Origin of the sequence: Amycolatopsis pittospori, assembly GCF_013870525.1 — a bacterium.
Lineage (GTDB): Bacteria > Actinomycetota > Actinomycetes > Mycobacteriales > Pseudonocardiaceae > Amycolatopsis > Amycolatopsis pittospori.
In genome coordinates this window covers 21,895-43,647 of sequence record NZ_JACBXD010000031.1, presented here as the reverse complement: position 1 = coordinate 43,647, position 21,753 = coordinate 21,895, and the positions used below count along the sequence as shown (strand labels likewise).

The following is a 21,753-nucleotide window of genomic DNA, read 5'->3' as shown; positions in this document are numbered from 1 at the left end:
CGTTCTGTGGCACGTGAGGGCCACCCTCAGGACAGTGGTAAGTCCTGAGGGTGGCCCGCCCGCGCGGCCTCCCGGCGGCGTTTGGCCAGCCGCTTGCCGACGATCCCGTGCCGCGGCCCGAACAGGTAGACGACGGTGAACCCGGCGCCCTGCACCAGCACGATCATCCCGCCGGACGCGGTGTCGAGGTGGTAGCTCAGGTACAGCCCGGCGACGGCGGCGAGCACCGAGAACGCCGGCGCGATCACGAGCATGCGGCCGAACCGGTCGGTCAGCAGATACGCCGTCGCGCCCGGGATGATCAGCATCGCCACCACCAGGATCACGCCGACCACCTGCAGTGCCACCACCGCGGTCAACGCGAGCAGCCCGAGCAGCGCCGCGCCGAGCAGCCGCGGGTTCAGCCCGATGGCGTGCGCGTGCGTGGGATCGAAGGCGTACAAGGTGAAATCGCGGCGTTTGAGCACCAGCAGCGTGAGCGTGATCGCGCCGAGGACGCCGATCTGGATCAGATCCGAGGTGTCGACGCCGAGCAGGTTGCCGAAGATGATGTGGTTCAGGTCGGTCTGGCTCGGCGTCACCGAAATCAGCACGAGGCCCAGCGCGAACAGCGTGGTGAACACGATGCCGATCGCGGCGTCCTCCTTGACCCGGCTGGTGTCGCGGACGACGCCGATCAAGGCCACGGCGAGGAAACCGAAGACGACGGCACCGAGCGCGAACGGCGCGCCGAGGACGTACGCGAGCACGACGCCGGGCAGCACCGCGTGGGAGACCGCGTCGCCCATCAGCGACCAGCCGATCAGCACCAGCCAGCAGGAGAGCACCGCGCAGACCATCGACGCGACGACCGTGGACGCGAGCGCCCGCACCATGAAGTCGTACGAGAGTGGTTCGAGGAAGAGGTCGTAGAGGTTCACGCGGGTTCTTCTTCCCGTTGCAGGACATCGAGTCCGAAGGCCAGCGCGAGGTTCTCGGGCCGGAGCACCTCGCCGGGGGAACCGTGCGCGAGCACCTTGCGCATCAGCAGGATCGCCTCGTCCGCGAGCCCTGGCAGCGCGTGCAGATCGTGTGTGGAGATCAGCACGGCGGCGCCGTCGGCGGCGAGTTCCTTGAGCAGCCGGGTGATCGTGGCTTCGGAGCGCTTGTCGACGCCGGCGAACGGCTCGTCCAGCAGGAGTACGCGTGCGCCCTGGGCGATGCCGCGGGCGACGAACGCGCGTTTGCGCTGCCCGCCGGACAGCTGCCCGATCTGGCGTCCGGCGAGTTCGGTCAGTTCCACGCGTTCCAGCGCCTGCTCGACGGCATCGTGATCGGCGCGACGCGGCCGCCGGGTGAAGCCGAGATGCCCGTAGCGGCCGGTCATCACGACGTCGCGCACGGACAGCGGGAACGACCAGTCGACGTCCTCACTCTGTGGCACGTAACCGATCACGCCGGTCTTGCGGGCGCGGGCGGGAGTCCCGCCGTCGACCGACACCGTGCCGGTGTCCGGCCGGACCATGCCCATGATCGTCTTGAACAGCGTCGACTTGCCGGAGCCGTTCATCCCGACCAGGCCGCAGACGTGACCGTGTTCGAGGGTGACGTCGACACCGTCGAGGGCGAGGACCTCGCCGTAGTGGACGGTGACGCCTTCGACGCGGATCGCGGCGGTCACGGCTTCGCTCCGGTCAGCGCGGCCACGATCGTCTTCGAGTCGTGGCGGATGAGGTCGAGGTAGGTCGGTACCGGGCCTTCGGGGCCGGACAGGGAGTCGACGTAGAGGACGCCGCCGAACGCGGCGCCGGTCGCGGAGACGACCTGGCGCATCGGGGCGTCGGAGACGGTCGACTCGCAGAACACCGCGGGGACCTTGTTCTGCTTGACGAATTCGATGGCGCGGGTGATCTGCTGCGGCGTGGCCTGCTGTTCGGCGTTGACCGCCCAGATGTACTTCTCGGTCAGCCCGGTGTCGCGCGCCAGGTACGAGAAGGCGCCCTCGCAGGTGACGAGCGCGCGCTCGTTCTGCGGCAGGCCGCTCAGCGCGCCGGTCATCTCGTCCTGCACCGCCTGCAGTTTCGCCTTGTAGGCGTCGCCGTTGGCCTTGAACGCGGCCGCGTCGCCGGAGCGGAGTTCGCTGAACGCCTTGACCATGTTGTCGACGTAGATCCCGACGTTCTTCGGTGACATCCACGCGTGCGGATTCGGCTTGCCCTGATAGGCGTCTTCGCCGATGGCGATGGGCTGGACCCCGTCGCTGACGACCTTGTGCGGCGCGTCGCTCTCGGAGACGAAGCGTGCGAACCAGGCCTCCAGGTTCAGTCCGTTGTCGAGGATCAAGTCGGCCTTCGCGGCCTTCTTGATGTCGTCGGGAGTGGGATCGTAGCCGTGGATCTCGGCGCCGGGTTTGGTGATCGACTCGACCCGGAGCTTGTCGCCCGCGACGTTCGTGGCGATGTCCGCGAGGACGGTGAACGTGGTCAGCACGACGGGCCTGCTGTCGCTTTGACCGGCGCTCGGGCCGCCGCACGCGGACAGCACGAGTGCCGACGCCGCGAGCGCGCACACGGTCTTGCGGAGATTCGCCATCCCGTGAGTCTAGAGTTCGGTATGCCGAACTTCCAACTCTCGTGTGCCTTAAATCTCCGTGGGGGTCCGGTTCTTCTCCTTCACCGTTTCCAGCAGGAGCTGGGAGACGTCGCGCACGGTGACATTCTCGCCACGCTGCTCACTCTGCCGCTGGACGAGGCCGTCGTTCAGCATCACGCGGCAGAACGGGCAGCCGGTGACGATGGTCTCGGCGTCCGTCCCGAGTGCTTCGTCGACGCGTTCGAGGTTGATGCGCTTGCCGATCTGCTCCTCCATCCACATCCGCGCGCCGCCGGCGCCGCAGCACAGCGAGCGGTCGGCGTGGCGGGGCATCTCGCTCAGCGTGGCGCCGGTCGCGCCGACGAGTTCGCGCGGCGGTTCGTAGACCTTGTTGTGGCGGCCGAGGTAGCAGGGATCGTGGTAGGTCACCGGTCCGGCGTCGACCGGTTTGACCGGCGTCAGCTTCTTCGCGCGGACCAGACGGTTCAGCAGTTGCGTGTGGTGCAGGACCTCGTAGTCGCCGTCCAATTGCGGGTACTCGCGGCCGAGGGTGTTCAGGCAGTGCGGGCAGGTGGTGACGATCTTGCGCGTCCCCGGCTCGCGGCCCTCGAAGACGGCGTTCAGCGTCTCGACGGTCTGCTGCGCGAGCATCTGGAAGAGGAATTCGTTGCCGGACCGCCGGGCCGGGTCGCCGGTGCAGGATTCGTCGGTGCCGAGGATCGTGTACTTGACCCCGGCCAGATGCAGTAGTTCCGCGGTGGCGCGGACGGTCTTGCGGGCGTTGTCGTCGAACGCGCCCGCGCAACCGACCCAGTAGACGTACTCGACGTCGTCGGCGAGCTCACCGTCGAAGATCGGGACCTCGAAGTCGAGGTCCTTCGTCCAGGCGAGACGGTCGGAGTTGTTCTGGCCCCAGGGGTTTCCCTTGGTTTCGAGGTTCTTGAACAGAACGCCGAGCTCGCTCGGGAACGCCGACTCGATCATCACCTGGTAACGGCGCATGTCGACGATGTGGTCGACGTGCTCGATGTCCACCGGGCACTGCTCGACGCAGGCACCGCAGGAGGTGCAGGACCAGAGGACCTCCGGGTCGATGATGCCGAAATCCTCCTTCTTGCCGACGAGCGGACGCTCCTCGGGCGCCTCCTTGCCGTCCAGGATGTAGGGCGCGCTGTCGAAGAGGTGGTCGCGCAGATCCATGATCAACAGCTTGGGGGACAACGGTTTCCCGGTGTTCCACGCCGGGCATTGCGACTGGCAGCGGCCGCATTCGGTGCAGGTGGCGAAGTCGAGCATGCCCTTCCAGGTGAAATCCTCGATCTTGCCGCGGCCGAAGATGTCGTCCTCGCCCGGATCCTCGAAGTCGATCGGCTTACCGGCCGACTCCATCGGCAGCAGCGGGCCGAGTGCGTCCGGGAGCCGCTTGGCGGTGACGTTGACCGGAGCCAGGAAGATGTGCAGGTGCTTGGAGTAGAGCACGATCGACAGGAACGCCAGCATCACGCCGATGTGCAGCAGCAGCCCGACGGTCTCCAAGGGCTCGGTGACCGAGGGGCCCAGCGGTTCCAGGAGTTCCCCCACTCCGAGGGAAACCCAAGCGCCCGACTCGTACGGGAAGACGCCGACCGCCGCCGAGGCGCCGCGGAAGAGGAACATCGTCCAGATCACGTTGAAGATCATGAACAGGATCAGCCAGGCGCCGCCGGTGTGCGAACCGTAGAAGCGGGAGGCGCGGTCTTTGCGTTCGGGTGCCTGGCGGATCCGGATGATCGCGAAGACCACGAGCGAGGCGACCACCGCGACGGCGATGAAGTCCTGCAGGAAACCCAGAACCGCCCAATGCCCGATGAGCGGGATGTGGAAGTCGTGGTCGAACAGGGCGCCGTACGCCTCGACGTACACGGAGCCGAGGATCACGAAACCCCAGAACGTGAACAGATGCGCGAGCCCGGGGACGGACCATTTCAGCAGTTTCCGTTGTCCGAACACCTCGGCCAGATGCGTTTTCGCGCGGGTGGCCATGACGTCGGAGCGTTTCTCGTCCGGCTGGCCGGACCGGATCAGTTTGTAGAGCCAGGCGGCGCGGCGGGCGGCGAAAGCGAGTCCGACGACCGTGATGAGCAGACCGAGGATGAGGCGAACGAGCACGAGTCCTCCGGGGGAGAATCGGCTCAGTGAGAGCCGGTGTAGTACCGGCACGCCTTGCAGGCGTACCGCATTTTGGCCACACGCCACCGTTTTCGGTAGGCCTCGAGATGTCCCGGCCGTGGCGGATGCACGCCGAGTCTTTGGTGGCACCTTCCTTCGTGGCGCCGTCTCTGACGTCCGGCCAGGAAGAGTTCTGTCGCCAGTCCGAGATAGGCGCGCCTGAGTGCGATGCCCGCGCTCTCGTACTGGTTGTCGCGGCAGAACCGGTGGAGCAGGGCGAGGTCCGGCAGTCCGGGAGTGGTCACTCCGGGGAGGTGTTCGACGACGCCGAGTCCGGGATGTCCTTCAGGAAGGGAAAATCGCGTCGGGAGTCCACAATGGACGCAGGTGAGCGTGCAGCTCAGACATCGGGTGACGTGCCGGATCCGCCGTTCGCGCTGATCCTCGTCGATCGTCTCGCGAACGTGCCACCCCAATGGAGCCTCCCAAGACCGTGGTGTGTCCTGTGTCACTCTCAATACTGGAGAGTAGGGGTCGCCTCGGCGGCGCGACAGGTCCAACCGGATGGCGTCGGAGCGGCCGGTCGGCGTAACGCTCCGCAGCCGGTTGCGCCGCTTGGGTGGCGGGCGGCGTTCGGGTTCTCTTGCGGGTAGGGCAAAGGTGGCGTGGTCGGCGCCGGTCGTCGTGTCCGGCTGCTCGGCAGGTGTTGCGAAAGCCACTTTCGCAACGTTGGAGGTTGCGAAAGTGGCTTTCGCAACACCCGAGGGGCGGTAGGTAAGGGGGCCCGTTCACCCGGGGTGACAGTGGGTGCGAAGGCGTGACTCGTGTGCTTGAGCCCGGATTTCGTGTGCTCGGAGACGTGACTCGCGTGCCTGGCTACCGCACTCGGATGTACGGCGCCCGAGCACGCGAGATCCGTCTTCAAGCACGCGAGTGCGCCGCCCGGGCCACCGCCTCGCCTGAGACACGACACGTTCGACTTACCCCTCAATAGACCGAAACGCCACTCACGATGCCGCGCGCTGCCGAGTCTTGCGTCCTGTTTCTCTGGCCGGTGTTGCGAAGGGCCGGGTCGCCGCTTCCCGCGCCCCCGGCGGCGGCTCTCCCGCGATCAAGACACGTTCGCCCAGTGGTCGTTAAGCCCGAAACGTCACTTATGAGCCCGCACGCTTCCGCACACCGTGACCCACTCGTAGCCGAAAACGGTCCGCCGGGTGTCACGCGCTGGTTATAGTCCTGACCCGGGGTAATGGGGGAGGGAACGACGGCGATGGGCGGGTTCGTCACCGCGGCACTGGGGTTTCCGGCCGTGCTCTTCAGCTTTCTGCTGATCGTCGTGATCGGCTATTGGCTGCTGGCACTGCTCGGCGCCGTCGACACCGATGACTTCGACGGCGGCGACGGGCTCCTGGCCGGTTTCGGTGGGGTCCCACTGTCCCTTTCGCTCTCTTTGCTGATCGCATTCACCTGGTTCGCCAGCCTGGTAGGGACGGTTCTTCTCGATGACTTGGAGCTTTCGACACCGGCGAGGATCGGGCTCGGTGCCGGCGTGCTCGCCGTCGCGCTCGTCCTCGGCACACTCGGGACGAGGGTGATGGTCGTGCCGCTACGCCGTGTTTTCGGTCCCGCGAAGGAGCCGAGCAGGACGGACTTCGTCGGTCGCGCCGCGGTCATCCGGACCTCGTCGGTGACGCATGACTTCGGCCAGGCCGAAGTCGCCGCCGCCGACGGGTCGACGGCCATTGTGGACGTTCGGCAGGCGGGCCAAGGCAACCTGACGGCGGGGAGCCGCGTAGTTCTTTACGACTACGACTCCGAGGGCGAGTTCTTCTGGGTCGAGTCGCTGGACATCTAAAGCAGAAAAGGGAAACTATGGGTGCCATCAGCGTGGGGGCCGGCGTTCTGATCGCCGTGATAGTTGTCATCCTCCTGGTCTTGCTCTTCACGATCACCAGGTTGTTCAAGAAGGTGCCTCAGGGCAAGGCGTTGATCATTTCGAAGGTCCGCCGGGTCGACGTCACCTTCACCGGGGCGATCGTGCTCCCGGTGCTGCACAAGGCCGAGATCATGGACACCTCGGTCAAGGCGATGGAGATCACCCGGACCGGCCGTGAAGGCCTGATCTGCCGGGACAACATCCGCGCCGACATCCGGATCTCGTTCTTCGTGCGGGTCAACAAGACCGTCGAGGACGTCATCAAGGTCGCGCAGGCGATCGGTACGGAACGCGCCAGCGACGAGGCGACCCTGCAGGAACTGTTCAACGCCAAGTTCTCGGAAGCGTTGAAGACCGTCGGCAAGCAGCTCGACTTCGTGGATCTCTACACCAAGCGTCACGAATTCCGTGACCAGATCATCCGCGTCATCGGCACCGACCTCAATGGATACAGCCTCGAGGACGCGGCCATCGACTACCTCGAGCAGACGCCGATGGCGCAGCTCGATTCCGCGAACATCCTCGACGCGCAGGGTATCCGCAAGATCACCGAGCTGACCGCGATCGAGCACGTGCGGACCAACGAGTTCCGCCGCGGCGAGGAGAAAGAGATCACCCGCCAGAACGTGGACGCGCGTGAGGCGATCCTCGAACTGGAGCGCCGGCAGGCCGACGCCGAGATCAAGCAACGCCGCGAGGTCGAGACCATGCGGGCACGCGAAGAGGCCGAGATCGCCAAGGTGCAGGCGGAGGAGCGGCTCAAGTCGCAGGCCGCGGGCCTGCGCACGGACGAGCAGCTGGGCATCCAGCACCAGAACCAGCAGCGTGAGATCGAGGTCGCGGGCAAGAACCGCGAGCGGGTGATCGCGATCGAGAGCGAACGCATCGAGAAGGACAGGCTGCTCGAGGTCATCGGCCGCGAACGCGAGACCGAACTGTCCCGCATCGCCAAGGACAAGGAAGTCGAGACCGAGAAGCGGTCGATCGCCGAGGTGATCCGCGAGCGGATCGCGGTCGAGAAGACGGTGGCGGAGCAGGAAGAGAACATCAAGAAGCTCCGCGTCGTCGAAGAGGCGGAGCGTCAGCGCTCGGCCATCATCATCCGGGCCGAGGCGGAGGCGCAGGAAAACCTCGTCAAGGACATCAAGGCCGCGGAAGCCGCCGAGGCGGCGTCGAAGCACAAGGCCCGCGAGGAGCTGACGCTGGCCGAAGCGCGCCAGCAGGCCGCCGAACTGGACACCCGCGCGAAGATCCGCCTGGCGGAGGGCATCCAGGCCGAGGAGGCCGCCATCGGCCTGGCCGCGGCGCAGGTCAAGGAACGCGACGCGGACGCGCTGGAGAAGGTCGGCCGCGCCGAGGCGATCGTCGAACGCGAGAAGGCGATCGTGCTCGCCGACGGGATGCGCGACAAGCTCAAGGGCGAGGCCGAAGGTCTCACCGAGAAGGCCGCCGCGATGGCCGCGCTCGACACGGCCAGCCGTCAGCACGAGGAGTACCGCCTGCGCCTGGAGGCCGAGAAGGAGATCCGGCTCGCGGCGCTCAACGTCCAGCGCGAGGTCGCCGAGGCCCAGGCCACGGTGCTCGGGATCGGGCTGGAGAAGGCCGACATCGACATCGTCGGCGGCGAGACGATGTTCTTCGAGAAGGTCATCGGCTCCATCGGCCTCGGCAAGAGCGTGGACGGTTTCGTCGAGCACTCGGACGTCGTCCAGACCCTCGGGAAGTCGTGGCTCGACGGCTCCGGCAGCTTCACCGACGACATCGGCAAGCTGCTCGGCTCGGTGAGCACCGAGGACGTGAAGAACCTGACGCTGTCGGCCTTCCTGGCCAAGCAGCTGCAGGCGGGTGGCCCGGACACCGGCAAGGTGCAGGAACTGCTGGCCATGGCGCAGCGGCTCGGCCTCGCCGACAAGTCCGTCGCCGCCCTCGCCCCCGCGAAGCAGTGACGGCGACCGAACCGGCGGCAGGAACGGAGCAGCTGGACGCGGGCACCTATGAGGTGCTCCGCGCCCGGCTCGCCACACAGGCCGCCGAACTGGCGAAACGCGCGGACGAACTCAACACCGCGCGACTCGGGGTCTTCGGCAGCGCGCAGCTCGCGCTGATCGGCACGGAACGGATCCGCACCGAGAACAACTGCGTGCCGCGGGACGTCGTGTCGGTCGGCGGGCGGATGTTGTTCGGCTACAACGTCTTCATCGGGCTCAAACCCGAGACGACGGTCGACGACGTCTTCTCGCTGCACGGCTTCAGTCATGACGAGGAAGCGTTCCGTTTCGACGACGTGCCCGCCGAGGAGCTGCCTGGACTGCTGCGTGACGAGCAGTTCGCCCGTGACTTCGCCGAGCTGTACCGGTACTACCGGCAGGCGAAGCTGCTGCAGCTGCGGCGGGTCGAGGGCAAACTGCTCGCCGTGTTCCAGATCGGTCCCCGGACCGAGGACATCCGCGTGCTGCGCTGGGGGATCGCCTCGGACGGCACGGTGTCCTATGTGGACAGCCGAGGTGAACGCGACCACGTCTTCCCGCCGTCGCACGACTTCGAGTGGATCGAGACCGCCCGCGAGCACCACGTTCTCGGGCGGCATCCGCATATCTCGATCGAGGACGAGGTGTTCGTCGAGACCGTCGGCGGAAACCTGACGATCAAGGTCGAGAACAACACCGAGACCGGCGAGGGTGTCTACTCGGAGCCTGTCGACGAGCCGCTGCAGAGCCTGGCCGACGCCGAGGTGTCCTACGCCAGGATCGGCCCGTTGATCCTGCTGAGGATGCTGCCGTACAAGGAGACCGAACACCGGTACCTGGTGTTCAACACCCGCACGCGGGACGTGGTGCGCCTCGACGGGATCGGGCAGGCGTGCCAGCGGCTGCCCGAGGACCACGGGATCATCTTCCCCGGCGGCTACTACCTCGACACCGGTGTCAGCAAGACGTTCGACACCACCGTGGACGGTCTCGAATTCGAGCGGGTGATCCGCTCGCCCAACGGGGAGGACGTGCTCTACGTCTTCCACGCCAGGGCCGACGGCCGCTCGCTTCTCCTGCCGTACAACGTGATCCGCAAAGAGGTCTCGAACCCGATCCCGTGCCACGGGTACTCGCTGTTCGACGACGGCACGATGGTGCTGTTCCGGGCGTCGTCCGACGAACCGAGCCGCGTGCACCCGATGCAGGTGTGGCGGACGCCGTTCCAATCGGACACCTACGCCGCCTCTCAGCCGGCCGGGACCGGGCCTCTGGAGCGGGTCGGCAACGCCGATCTGGTCCGCGGGATCTCCGACTGCCTCTCGATCGGCCGGATGGTCGGCGAGATGGCGCCGTCGGCGGCCGTGTTCGAGGCGCTGATCGCCGCGTGCGCGCGCGTCTTCGACCACTATCACTGGCTCGGGGAGGCCGAACTCGGCGACCTGCGTTCGCCGCTCTCCGACGTCCGCGTCACCGCGGAGCAGGTGCTCGACGAGTTCGAGACGGTCACCTCGCTCACCGCGCAGGCGGCGGAAGCCGTCGACGAGGCAGAGGCGGACGTCGCCTCGCTCGTGCGGAGGGTGCGGGGCGAGGCGCTGAACGCGGCCGACGCGTGGGTGCGCCGGCTCGCCGAAATGCATCGCGCGCGAGGCCATCTGGTCACCGTGCGGGAACTGCGGTACGTCGACACGGACCGCGTGGACAAGCTGATCGCCGGCCTGGACACGGAGTTCGGCGAGGCCGCTCAGCGGGCCGTGCGGTTCCTGCAGGGCGAGGACGCGTTCACGAGCTATCACGCCGAGGTGGACGGGCTGGTCACCGCGGCGGGCGCGATCACGACCGTCGCCGAGGCGGTCCCGGTCGCCGAGCGGCTCGACGAACAGTCCGGCGGGCTGGAGGTCCTCACCGACGTCGTCGGCGGGCTGGAGATCGCGGACGCCGTGGTGCGGACGAAGATCCTGGAGCGCGTCGGCGAGGTCATCGGCGGGGTCAACCGGGCCAGGGCCACCCTGGAGGCACGGCGCAAGGAACTGCTGGAGACCGAGGGCCGGGCGGAGTTCGCCGCCGAGTTCGCGCTGCTGGCGCAGGCCATCACCGGCGGGCTCGCGGTCGCGGACACCCCGGACCGCTGCGACGAGCAGCTGGGTCGCTTGCTGCTGCAGCTGGAAAACCTCGAATCGCGGTTCGGCGAGTTCGACGATTTCCTGGTCTCGCTGGGGGAGAAGCGTACCGACGTCTACGAAGCGTTCTCCTCGCGCAAGCAGGCGCTGCTCGACGAACGGGCGCGCCGCGCGGACAGGCTGGTCGATTCGGCCGAGCGGATCCTCGCGAGTGTGACCAGGCGGGTCGGCACGCTCGGCTCCGTCGACGAGATCAACACCTACTTCGCGTCCGACCCGATGGTCGCGAAGCTGCGCAGCGTCGTCGCCGAACTGCGCGACCTCGGCGACCAGGTGCGCGCCGAAGAACTCGAAGGCCGTGTCAAGGCCGCTCGCCAGGAGGCGGGCCGCGCGCTGCGCGACCGGCTCGACCTCTACGGCGAGGGCGGGGAGACGATCCGCCTGGGCCGCAACACCTTCGCGGTCAACACGCAGGACATCGACCTCACCCTGGTGCCGCACGAGGGCGGGATGAAGTTCGCGATCACCGGGACCGACTACCGGTCTCCCGTGCGGGACGAGTCGTTCGAGGCGACGCGGCCGTACTGGGACCAGTTGCTGGTCTCGGAGTCGCCCGAGGTCTATCGCGCCGAGTACCTGGCGACGTCGATCCTGCTCGAAAAGCCGGATCTGCAGGACGACGGCCTGCTCGAGGTCGTCCGCCGCGTCGCGGGGGACCGGTACGACGAGGGGTACGCGCGGGGCGTGCACGACCACGACGCCACCGCGATCCTGTCCGCGTTGCTGCGCCTGCGGTCCGCCGCGGGATTGCTGCGCTACCCGCCCGCCGCCCGGGCCGCCGCCCAGCTGTTCTGGGCGTTCGGTGCGGAAGAGGCGGCGAAGTCCGCGTGGACGACGCGGTCCGCGTCGCTCGCGCGGGTGCGGGAGGCGTTCGGGCACACCACGGCGATCGACGCGCTGGCGCGGGAACTCACCGAGGCGATGTCCGCGTTCGCCGCGTCTTCCGGACTGACGCTGGATCTCGAATCCGCGGGCGAGTACCTGTTCGAGGAACTGGCCGACGGGTCGCCGGGCTTCGTCACCAGCGGTGGCGCGCGGACGTTGCTCGACAAGTTCCGGCTCGACCGCCGGAGCTTCACCGACGACCTGCGCGCGCTCGACGACCTCGCCGACCGGCACCAGCTCGCCGAAGCGTGGCTGAAGTCCTTTGTGGAGGCTTCGGGCACGCCCGGTGACGAGCTGGCGGAGGCCGTCGCGATCGAGCTGGCCGACCTGCCCCGGTACGACTCCTCGGCGGAGCTTTCGGCCACTGTGGACGGTCTGCTCGGTTCGCATGCCCGCATCGTCAACAGGTCCCTGACGCTGCGGCTCGACGAGACGCTCGCCAGGACGCTGCGGTTCCGGCGCGACCGGGTCCCGGGTTTCCGGGCGTACCAGCGGCAGCGCAACGAACTGGTGGCGGCCGAGCGGGACAGGCTGCGGCTGGGCGAGTACAAGCCGAAGGTGATGAGCGCCTTCGTGCGCAACAGGCTGCTCGACGAGGTCTACCTGCCGTTGATCGGCGACAACCTCGCCAAGCAACTCGGCGCGACCGGCGACGCACGGCGCACCGATCAGTCCGGCCTGCTGCTGCTCATCTCGCCGCCGGGGTACGGCAAGACGACGCTCATGGAGTACGTCGCGAGCCGCCTCGGGCTGGTGTTCGTCAAGGTGAACGGTCCGGCGCTCGGGCACGACGTCACCTCGGTCGACCCGGCGGACGCGCCCAACGCGACCGCGCGGCAGGAGGTCGAGAAGATCTCGTTCGCGCTGGAGCAGGGCAACAACGTGCTGCTGTACCTGGACGACATCCAGCACACGTCGCCCGAACTGCTGCAGAAGTTCATTTCGCTGTGCGACGCGCAGCGGCGGATGGAAGGCGTGTGGGAAGGCCGCACGCGGACCTACGACCTGCGCGGCAAGCGGTTCGCGGTCTGCATGGCCGGTAACCCGTACACCGAGCAGGGCAAGCGGTTCCGGATCCCCGACATGCTCGCCAACCGTGCGGACGTGTGGAATCTCGGCGACGTGCTTTCGGGCAAGGAAGATCTGTTCGCGCTGAGCTACATCGAGAACTCGCTCACCGCGAACACCGTGCTGGCGCCGCTGGTCTCGCGCGAACGGTCCGATGTGGACGTTCTGGTGCGCCTGGCCCGCGGTGACGGTTCGGTGCGCGCGGATCAGCTGAAGCACGCGTACTCGGCGACCGAACTGGAACAGATCCTCGCCGTGCTGCGGAAACTGATCCAGGTGCAGCGGATCGTCCTGAAGAACAACCAGGCCTACATCGCTTCGGCGGCGCAGGCGGACGCGTCCCGGGTCGAACCGCCGTTCCAGCTCCAGGGTTCGTACCGGAACATGAACAAACTCGCCGGCCGGATCGTGCCCGCGATGAACGACGCCGAACTCGAAGCGCTGATCGACGACCACTACGCCGGCGAGGCGCAGACGCTGACCTCGGGCGCCGAGGCCAACCTGCTCAAACTGGCCGAACTGCGCGGACGGCTGAGCGACGACCAGGCGCGGCGCTGGGCGGACGTCAAATCGGCCTACCTGCGAGCGCAGGCCCTGGGCGGGGACGACGAGGATCCGATGAGCCGGGCCGTCGGTGCGGTGGGCCTGCTGGCGGACCGGGTCGGCGCGGTGGAAGCGGCGATCGAACGGGCTTCGGAACGTTTGGTCATCCGCGAGGTGACCTGACCTCGGCTCAGCTTGGCCGCTCCATTCCGCAAGGTGTCATGAAAGGGTCTTTCAGGACGAAAAACGTCCTGGAAGACCCTTTCATGACACTGGCGACTTCAAGGCCACAGGAACGTCCCCAATCACGCCTACCCACACACTCAAACGGACGACACACGTGCTCAAACGGACGGCAAGCGTGATTGGCCGGACGGCAAGCGTGATTGGCCGGACGGCAAGCGTGATTGGCCGGACGGCAAGCGTGTTTAGACGGACGGCAAGCGTGATTGGCCGGACGGCAAGCGTGATTGGCCGGACGGCATGCTGCGAAGTCCGGGTGCGGTGTGCCGTCCACTCAATCACGCGAGTCGTCCACTCAATCACGTGTGCCGTCCGTCCAATCACGTGTGATCGCCACTCAAGCACGTGAGATCGGTGTTCAAGCACGCGAGATCGGCGTCGAGGGCCGGGTGTCCTCGTTCGTGTGCTGAAGGGACGGCCCTGGCGGAGGTGGCCGTTCTAGCATCTGCGGATGCCATGAACGGCCCGTTACTTGCAAATTTTGCAAGTAACGGGCCGTTCATAGCGCGCGTTCAGTCCAGCGCGGCCAGTTGGGCGGGTGTCAGGCGTTCCAGCAAAGGGACCGCTTGGAACTCCCCGTCCGTGGTCACCACGGTCACTGGGCCGGCGACGTGCGGGTGCTCGGTCACCATCCGCAAGGCGGCCGAGACCCGCTCCGAAGTCCATCCCAGCGCCTCCGCGAGGGCGGAAACGGAGAGTGGCCGGGCGGCGTGCAGCAAAGCGGCGAGTACGGTCACGGCGTCCGCGACGAAGACCGCGACCCGGTCGTCCAGCATGATTTCGTTGATGCGGGCGTGGAATCGGGCGAGGTCGTCCATGCGGGCGCCTGCGGGGGTCGCCAGGCCGAGGACTTCGGCGCCCTGGCGGGTGACCTCGACCCACGCTTGGTTCGCGCGGACGCTTTCGGCCCACACCCGCTGCGGCATCTCCTCGTCGACGACGTACCGTTCCCGGCGCCCGTCCCGTTCCCGTTTGACCATCGCCTGCGTTTCGAGGTAGGCGACGGCGTTCGAGATCGACGCCGGGCTGACCTGGAGCCGATGGGCGAGTTCGGCCGCGGTGAGGATCCCGCGGTCGCTGACGGCCAGGCAGGCGAGCACGCGCGCCACCATCCGCGGCAGTCCGGTCTGGATCATCATCTCGGTGAAGTCCCGCTCGAAGCGGTGCACGGCTTCCGGGTCGCGGCCATAGCCGCGGGTGACGTCCGCGATCCCCTGTGCGGGCGGCTTCCGGCGACGCCGTGCGCGTTCGCCGGTCACCCGGCCGGCTTCTTCGGCGCGGTAGCCGGAACGCCCGCTGTTGCGGGAGATCTCGCGGCTGATCGTCGACGTCGGCCGCCCGAGCCGCCGGGCGATCTCGGCATACCCGAGTCCGTCTCCGAGCCACCCCGCGATCAGTCGCCGGTCTTCCTGCGTCAGTCTGCCGCCCGGCATGCGTTCACTCCCAGGTCATTGCAACGAAGTGTTGCATTCAGCTTCATTGCTGTTGCAACGATTTCCCGGACTCTACCAGCAATAACAAGGAAAAACATAGGGAGAGAACTTTGAGCGAAGAATAAAGGCAACGTAGCCTTTGGACATAGCTGAAGAACTGGGAGGAACCAGCTGTGACGAAGTCAGTACCCCATCTCACGGAATTGCCCGCCGGTCGGCCGCCGGGTTGCCCGTTCGACCCGCCCGCCGAACTCGCCCCGCTGCGCGACGAGCACCCGATCGTCCGGATGACCTTCCCCGACGGCCACGAAGGCTGGCTCGCGACGGGGCACGCGGTGATCCGGAGCATCACGGCCGATCCCCGGTTCAGTTCACGGCAGGAGCTGAACCACTCGCCGCTGCCGGGGCCCGCCGCGATGGAGCCGCCACCGCCGGCGCCGCCCGGGATGTTCATCAAGATGGACGGCCCCGAGCACGCGCGGTACCGCAGGCTGCTCACCGGGAAGTTCACCGTCCGCCGCATGCGGATGCTCACCGAACGGGTCGAGCAGGTGACCGCGGAGCATCTCGACGCCATGGAGCGATACGGAGGACCCGTCGATCTGGTGGAGGCGTTCGCCCAGCCGATCCCGGCGCTGATGATCTGCGAACTGCTCGGTGTCCCGTACGACGACCACGATTTCTTCCGCCGCAATGTCGCGCCGCTGAACGATCCCGGCGGTTCGATGGACGACAAGATGGCCGCCATCAATGCCTTGGGGGAGTACCTCTACCGGCTCATCGTGGCGAAACGCGCCGAGCCGACGGACGACATCCTCGGCGAGCTGACCGGCACCGAGCTCACCGACGAGGAACTCACCAGCATCGCGTTCCTGTTGCTGGGGGCCGGTTTGGACACCACGGCCAACATGCTGGCGCTGGGCACCTTCGCGCTGCTCCAGCATCCGGACCAGCTCGCCGCGCTGCGCGAGGACCCCGAGAAGATGGAAGGAGCGGTCGAGGAACTCCTGCGCTACCTGACCATCACGCATACCGGGATGCGCGCCGCGCTGGAGGACGTCGAAGTGGGCGGGCAGCTCGTCAAGGCGGGGGAGACGGTCGCGATCTCGGCGATGGCGGCCAACCGCGACCCGCTGAAGTTCCCGGACCCCGACCGGTTCGACATCGACCGGAAGGCCGCCGGGCACGCGAGTTTCGGGCACGGGGTGCACCAATGCCTCGGGCAGCAGCTCGCACGGGTCCAGATGCGGGTCGCGTTCACCGGGCTGCTCGCCAGGTTCCCGGGACTGCGGCTGGCCGTGCCCGCCGAAGAGGTCCCGCTGCGGACGAACTCCGACATCTACGGAGTGCACGCGCTCCCGGTGGCGTGGGGCTGAGCGCGATGAAACTCGCGGTGGACCGCGAACGCTGTGTGGGCGCCGGAATGTGCGTACTGACCGCCCCCGCGGTGTTCGATCAGGACGAAGAAGAGGGCAAGGTCCGGCTGCTGGATCCGGAACCCGCCGACGTCGGCGACGCGGTACAGCTGTGCCCGGCCGCGGCGATCACCGCGAGCTGACCGGCCGAGCTGCCAGGGGGTGCCGGGCGGGCACCCCCTGGCACTCCGATCAACCGACCTCGGCGAGGACCTTGCCCGCGTCGGCGCTCTGGACGGCGGTGCCGGCGTAGAGCTGCTGGACTCGGGCCTTCTCCTGCGCGTTGGGGTTCACGCTGGCGCAGCTGACGCCGCCGGTCGAGCCGGACATCAGCGACGAGCACGGGCCGGGCTTGACGTCCGGCAGGCCGAGGCTGTGGCCGAGTTCGTGGGACGCGATCCGGGTCTTGTTGTAGCCCTGCTGGACGGCCTGCCTGCCGTACCACACGGTGACCGTGCCGCTCGGGCGAACGGGTCCGAGGGTGGCGCGCGGCCAGCCGTTGTCGGCGATGATCCGGATGTTCACCCGCTGCCCCGGCGTCGCCTTCACGAGGCGGACGTTGGTGACGTTGGTGTTCCAGACGTTGACGCCGGCGGCCACCGCGTCCTTGAATTCCGCGGCCTGGCTGTCGTCGTAGGTCAGCGTGGTCGCCATGATCTCGGCGGCACCGGCGGTGGGCGCCGAGAGCACCGAAATAGAGAGCGCGGCGCCGGTGAGCACCGCGGCGAAGGTACGTCGAAGCACGTTTTCTCCTCGCGTTTAAGGCAAGCTGGAATGAGGGGCAGTGTCGACACTGTGTTCGGGCAGGTCGGGACCTGTGCGTAGTCCTCCGTTGCCTCCGCGTGATGTTAGGACCTGGCCGGGTCACGGCGGAACCCGCCGATAGTCGCCTGTCGTTAACCATTGTCTTGACGTGGACGGAAGACTGTCCCCTTATGACGACGGCACGATTCACCGGGCACGAAGAACCGATCCTCGCGGTCGCGGTGAACGGAAATCGCCTGGTCACCGGGGGTGCGGACAGGACGGTGCGGGTCTGGGACCTGGAGACCGGCGCACAGCGATTCGTGTTGAGCGGCCACGACCAGCCGGTGCTCGCGGTGGGTATTTCGGGACGGCACGTGGTCGGTTGCGATGGGGTGACCGTGCGGCGCTGGCGGCTCACCGGTCGCGAGGCACTTCCCCCTGAGGTCCAGACCACCAAGCGGACCCTCGCGGTCGCGGTGGCGAGGGATTTCGCCGTGTCCGGCGCGGGGAGCACCGTCGAGGTCCGGCGGATGGACGGCGTGACCGTGCACGGCCTCCGCACCGGCGGCCCGGAGATCGAATCGGTCGCGGTGACCCCGGACGGCCGGGTCGTGGTCGCCGGTGACGACACCGGCGGCGTGCGGCTCTGGGACCGCGAAGTCGTTTCCCACTACCGGTTCGGCGGTGCGGGAGCGGTCCATGTGGTCGCGGTCTCGGCCGACGGCGCCCAGATACTGTCCGGTGAGGGCGAGACGGTCCGGTCCTGGGGGCGGAAGGGCGATCCCGCGCTCGTCTTCCCGGGACATGCCGGGGTCGTGCGCGCCTTGGCGTTCAGCCCGGACGGGAAACTGGTGCTGTCCGGCGGTTCCGGCGGCGAGGTCTACGTCCGGGAGATCGAGAACCCGTCCGAGTACACCCTCCTCAAGGGACACGAGGGCAACGTTCGCGCGATCGCCTGCACCGCGGGCAACGAGAAGATCATCTCCGTCGGGGACGATCGCACGATCCGGGTGTGGGACCGCTTCGGCAACCAGATCGACGGCACCGGCTTCGTCGAGCCCAAACCGGGGAAGGCGCGCCCGCGTATCACGCCCGACGTCGAAAGCGCCGTCGACCTGATCGGTTTCCAGGACGACGTGCGCACGCTCGCCGCGGTCATCGCCGACCGCGAGACCAGTCCGCCGTTGTGCGTCGCCCTGCTGGGCCCTTGGGGTTCCGGCAAATCGAGTTTCGTGCGGCAGGTGGCGGACCGGGTGGCCGAGCTGGCCCGCCGCTCCCGAGGGGACGCCGCCAACAGCGTGTTCGCCGGCGAGATCCGGCAGATCCGGTTCAACGCCTGGCAATACCACGACGACCACCTCTGGGTCGGGCTGGTGGATCACCTGTTCCGGAATCTCGGCGCGCCCGAGACGCATGCGGACGCCGCGGAGGTGCGGGCCGAACGCGAGGATCTGCGGACCCGGCTCGCCGGTCTCCGTGCGGTCAAAGCGGATTCCCCGCTCACCTGGCGCTGGCGGCTGCTGGTGTCCGGAGTGGACCGGGCCGAACGCCGACGGCGGCGGCTCGCCGTCGCCGGGTACGCGGTGCTGGGCGTACTCGGCGTCGCCGCCGCGATCACCGGCTGGGCCTTGTGGCACAACGCGATCCTCGCGGCGGCCGGGGCGATCGTCGCGCTCGGCGCCGTGCTCACCCCGGCGCTCACCACCGCCCGCTCGGCCCTCGCGCCGGTGAAGTCCACATTGGACAAACTGCGGCACGACGTCGACAGGCGGGCGGAACGCTTCGAAACCGAGGTCCGGGAGACCGAGGAACGACTCCGCCGGCTGGACGCGGCCACGCGGCTCGGCGACCTGATCGAAGAGGCCAGGACCGGTCGATACGGTGACTACCAAGGGGTTTTCACCCGGGTCCGGGAGGACCTCGCGGATCTGAGCGACGATCTGGTGGCGGCGCAGAAGGAATGGCACCTCGCGGGCGGCACCGGCGAGCCGCCGCTGGAACGGATCGTGCTCTATATCGACGACCTCGACCGCTGCCCGCCGTCGAAGGTCGTCGAGGTGCTCGCGGCGGTACACCTGCTGCTGGCGCTGCCCGCGTTCGTCGTGGTGGTGGCCGTCGATCCTCGATGGCTGCGGCGATGCCTCGATCAGCACCACGAAGAACTGTTCGGGGACGGGCAGATGCTGCGGACGGAGTACCTCGACAAGATCTTCCAGATCGTGTTCGCGTTGCGTCCGATGGGTGCCGCGGCGGACGAACTGATCGACGCCCTGATGCCGATCGAACACCGGGAGTCCGATGCGTCGGAGCGGGAAGAATGGCCGGACGTCGAGGAAAACGACGAACGCGGGGAAAACGGCGGGCCGGTCGAGGTCATCGTCAAGGACACGACTCCGCCGACGTTCTACAACATGCGCCCCGACCGGCTACGGCTCACCGACGTCGAACGCGATTTCGTCCACGTGCTGCGGAAACGGCTGAACACGCCGCGCGAGATCCGGAAACTGGTCAATCTCTACCGGCTCGTGCGCATCGGCATTCCCGACGCGGAGCTGACGCGGTTCGTCGGCGGGCCGTACCGGGCGGTGCTCGTCCTGCTCACCCTGCTGGTCGCCGATCCGGTGGCCGCGCGCTCGACCTTCACCGCGCTTTCCGCCGGGGAATCGCTTTCCGGAGCCTTTCCACCTGATTGGCGGATAGACGTCGAATCCTTCGATGATCTACAGGTCTATCGGAATTGGGTGGGCACCCTCGCCCGCTTCAGTTTCGAAACCTACGATCTGGTGACCGAGGAGCCGGAACCGGGAATCATGAGGTAGATACACTTGCGCGCTGAGACGGCGAGGGGGCGGGCGCATGCGGGGATCAGGCTGGCTTTCGCTCGTCTTCGGCACGGTCGTCGGGGCGATCGTGATCGTCGTGCTCGCGACCGCGGTCACCGCTCCTTCGAACGCCGCCCGGACCGATTGCGTCCGGCTGGTCACCAGCTCCTCCACGGAGAAGGGTGACCTGATCCACGAACTGGCCGAGCGGTACAACGCCACGAACCGGACGTTCGGCAGCGGCAAGTGCGCGAAGGTCGAGGCGTACAAGAAGACGTCCGGCGCCGCGCTCGACCTCATCGCCGGCGGCTGGAACGACATCGACGAACAGCAGCCCGAACCGCAGGTCTGGCTGCCGAGTTCGTCGCTCTGGCTGGATCTGCTGCGCCAGCGCGGCAAAGGCGACCTGATCGACGGCGGTCCGAGGACCTCGCTCGCGACCAGCCCGATGGTGATCGCGATGCCGAAGCCGATGGCCACCGCGATGGGCTGGCCGGGCAACAGCATCGGCTGGCGTGACGTGCTCGCGGTCAATCAGAACGGCGGCTGGGCGTCGAAGGGCGCGGACAAGGCCCAGTGGGGGAACCTGACGCTGGGCAAGGACAATCCGCGCCGGTCGACTTCGGGTCTCGCCGCGACGATCGCGACCTACTTCGCCGCGACCGGCGGCGACTACGACAAGATCGAGACGGCGGAGGCCGTTCAGTTCGTCCGAGGCGTCGAGGCTTCCGTCGCCTACTACAGCGACGATTCGGTCGCCTTCCTGCGGACGCTGTACGAAGAGGACCGGAAGAAGCCGACGCCGTACATCAGCGCGATGGCGATGCAGGAACAGATGGTCTACCTCTACAACCACGGCGCGCCGACCGGGGATCCGAAACAACTGCAGGACGATCCCGCCGACCTGGACCGCCCGCTCGTCGCCGTCCACCCCGCGGAAGGGACGATGCTGATCGACCATCCCTTCCTGACCACGGCCAAGGCGACCGCGGAGCAGCGCGCGGCGGCCAAGGACTTCTCCGACTTCCTGCGGGCGCCCGGGCAGCAGCAGCGCTTTCGCGACCTCGGGTTCCGCGATCCGGACGGCCGCGGCAACGCCAAGCTGGCCAAGGACACCGGCACCGAAGGAATCCCGGAATCCCAGCCGATCGGCACGCCCACCGGGGACCAGATCCAGAAGATGCTGGACGGCTGGGACTACACGCAACGACGCGGCCGGATCCTGCTGGTGCTGGATCTCTCCGCGTCGATGAACGAGAAGTTCGACCGGAACCGTTCGGACAAGCCGTACTCCGACCGCCGTATCGACCTGCTGAAACCCAAGATCGTGGAGCAACTCGGACTTCTGCATCCCGAGGACGAGGTCGGGCTGTGGACGTTCTCGACGGACGGGCCCGAGGAGAGAATGCCGATCGGCAAGGTGAAGGACGTCCGTACCTCGATGATCGACCTGATCCGGAATCTGCAGCCGAAGGGGGACACCGCGCTCTACAGGTCCGTGGTGGACGCCAACGCCAAGATGCGGCGCGAGTTCGACCCGAACCTCATCAACGCCATCGTGTTCCTGACCGACGGCAAGGACACCGAGGGCGGGTACACCAAGGAGCAGGTGCTGAACGACGTCGACGCCGCGCGGCTGGACAACTCCGTCCGGATCTTCACCATGGCCTACGGTCCCGAAGCCGACGGTCGCGTGATGGACGAGATCGCGCAGAAGTCCAAGGCCCGCAGCTACAAGGCCGTCGACCCGCAGAGCATCGACAAGATGTTCGTGAACGTGTTCAGCAACTTCTGA

Annotated in this window: 14 protein-coding genes; 7 read left to right on the top strand and 7 right to left on the bottom strand. The window is 67.6% G+C overall.

The features are described 5' to 3' along the window. Positions 1-26: 26 nt before the first annotated feature. The 5 genes from H5J31_RS19155 to H5J31_RS19135 are packed head-to-tail and all read right to left on the bottom strand — an operon-like array spanning position 27 to position 5,195. Positions 27-920 (bottom strand): metal ABC transporter permease, encoded by an 894-nt coding sequence (locus H5J31_RS19155; protein ID WP_181773966.1) that lies wholly within the window; start codon positions 918-920, stop codon positions 27-29. Then, positions 917-1,660, bottom strand: coding sequence for a metal ABC transporter ATP-binding protein (locus tag H5J31_RS19150; RefSeq protein WP_181773965.1), 744 nt, complete (start codon positions 1,658-1,660; stop codon positions 917-919). Before H5J31_RS19150 ends, H5J31_RS19155 begins: the two co-directional genes overlap by 4 nt. Further along, entirely contained in the window at positions 1,657-2,571 is a 915-nt protein-coding gene (locus H5J31_RS19145; protein WP_181773964.1) for a metal ABC transporter substrate-binding protein, read from the bottom strand. The genes H5J31_RS19150 and H5J31_RS19145 overlap by 4 nt, the downstream gene beginning before the upstream one ends. 48 nt (positions 2,572-2,619) lie before the next feature. Continuing rightward, the gene (locus H5J31_RS19140) at positions 2,620-4,719 is read right to left on the bottom strand and encodes a (Fe-S)-binding protein (RefSeq protein ID WP_181773963.1); all 2,100 of its coding nucleotides are present in this window, start codon (positions 4,717-4,719) and stop codon (positions 2,620-2,622) included. 23 nt (positions 4,720-4,742) lie between these two features. After that, positions 4,743-5,195 (bottom strand): hypothetical protein, encoded by a 453-nt coding sequence (locus H5J31_RS19135; RefSeq protein WP_181773962.1) that lies wholly within the window; start codon positions 5,193-5,195, stop codon positions 4,743-4,745. A 773-nt stretch (positions 5,196-5,968) separates the two neighbouring features. Between H5J31_RS19135 and H5J31_RS19130 the strand changes: the two genes are divergently transcribed. The 3 genes from H5J31_RS19130 to H5J31_RS19120 all read left to right on the top strand — a co-directional run bounded on the left by H5J31_RS19130 (position 5,969) and on the right by H5J31_RS19120 (position 13,481). Further along, a complete protein-coding gene (locus H5J31_RS19130; protein WP_236005263.1) occupies positions 5,969-6,574 on the top strand; it encodes a hypothetical protein in 606 nt (201 codons plus the stop codon). Between the two features lie 80 nt (positions 6,575-6,654). Next, complete coding sequence (locus H5J31_RS19125) at positions 6,655-8,601, top strand: flotillin family protein (protein ID WP_236005262.1); 1,947 nt, start codon at positions 6,655-6,657, stop codon at positions 8,599-8,601. Next, complete coding sequence (locus tag H5J31_RS19120) at positions 8,598-13,481, top strand: DNA repair ATPase (RefSeq protein WP_181773959.1); 4,884 nt, start codon at positions 8,598-8,600, stop codon at positions 13,479-13,481. Before H5J31_RS19125 ends, H5J31_RS19120 begins: the two co-directional genes overlap by 4 nt. Positions 13,482-14,053: 572 nt before the next feature. On the opposite strand, the gene H5J31_RS19115 is transcribed toward H5J31_RS19120, so the two are convergent. Next, positions 14,054-14,974, bottom strand: coding sequence for a GbsR/MarR family transcriptional regulator (locus H5J31_RS19115; RefSeq protein ID WP_181773958.1), 921 nt, complete (start codon positions 14,972-14,974; stop codon positions 14,054-14,056). A gap of 173 nt (positions 14,975-15,147) precedes the next feature. Between H5J31_RS19115 and H5J31_RS19110 the strand changes: the two genes are divergently transcribed. Together H5J31_RS19110 and H5J31_RS19105 are read left to right on the top strand one after the other, a co-directional pair. Further along, a complete protein-coding gene (locus H5J31_RS19110) occupies positions 15,148-16,350 on the top strand; it encodes a cytochrome P450 (protein ID WP_181773957.1) in 1,203 nt (400 codons plus the stop codon). 5 nt (positions 16,351-16,355) lie between these two features. Beyond that, the gene (locus tag H5J31_RS19105; protein ID WP_181773956.1) at positions 16,356-16,532 is read left to right on the top strand and encodes a ferredoxin; all 177 of its coding nucleotides are present in this window, start codon (positions 16,356-16,358) and stop codon (positions 16,530-16,532) included. Positions 16,533-16,581: 49 nt separating this feature from the next. Here the strand turns inward: H5J31_RS19105 and H5J31_RS19100 are convergent, their stop codons facing one another. Beyond that, complete coding sequence (locus H5J31_RS19100) at positions 16,582-17,133, bottom strand: snapalysin family zinc-dependent metalloprotease (RefSeq protein WP_181773955.1); 552 nt, start codon at positions 17,131-17,133, stop codon at positions 16,582-16,584. Between the two features lie 191 nt (positions 17,134-17,324). On the opposite strand from H5J31_RS19100, the gene H5J31_RS19095 reads away from it, so the two are divergent. Beyond that, positions 17,325-19,955, top strand: coding sequence for a P-loop NTPase fold protein (locus H5J31_RS19095; protein ID WP_181773954.1), 2,631 nt, complete (start codon positions 17,325-17,327; stop codon positions 19,953-19,955). Between the two features lie 37 nt (positions 19,956-19,992). Further along, positions 19,993-21,753: a substrate-binding and vWA domain-containing protein gene (locus tag H5J31_RS19090; RefSeq protein ID WP_181773953.1), complete on the top strand. Its 1,761-nt coding sequence runs from the start codon at positions 19,993-19,995 to the stop codon at positions 21,751-21,753.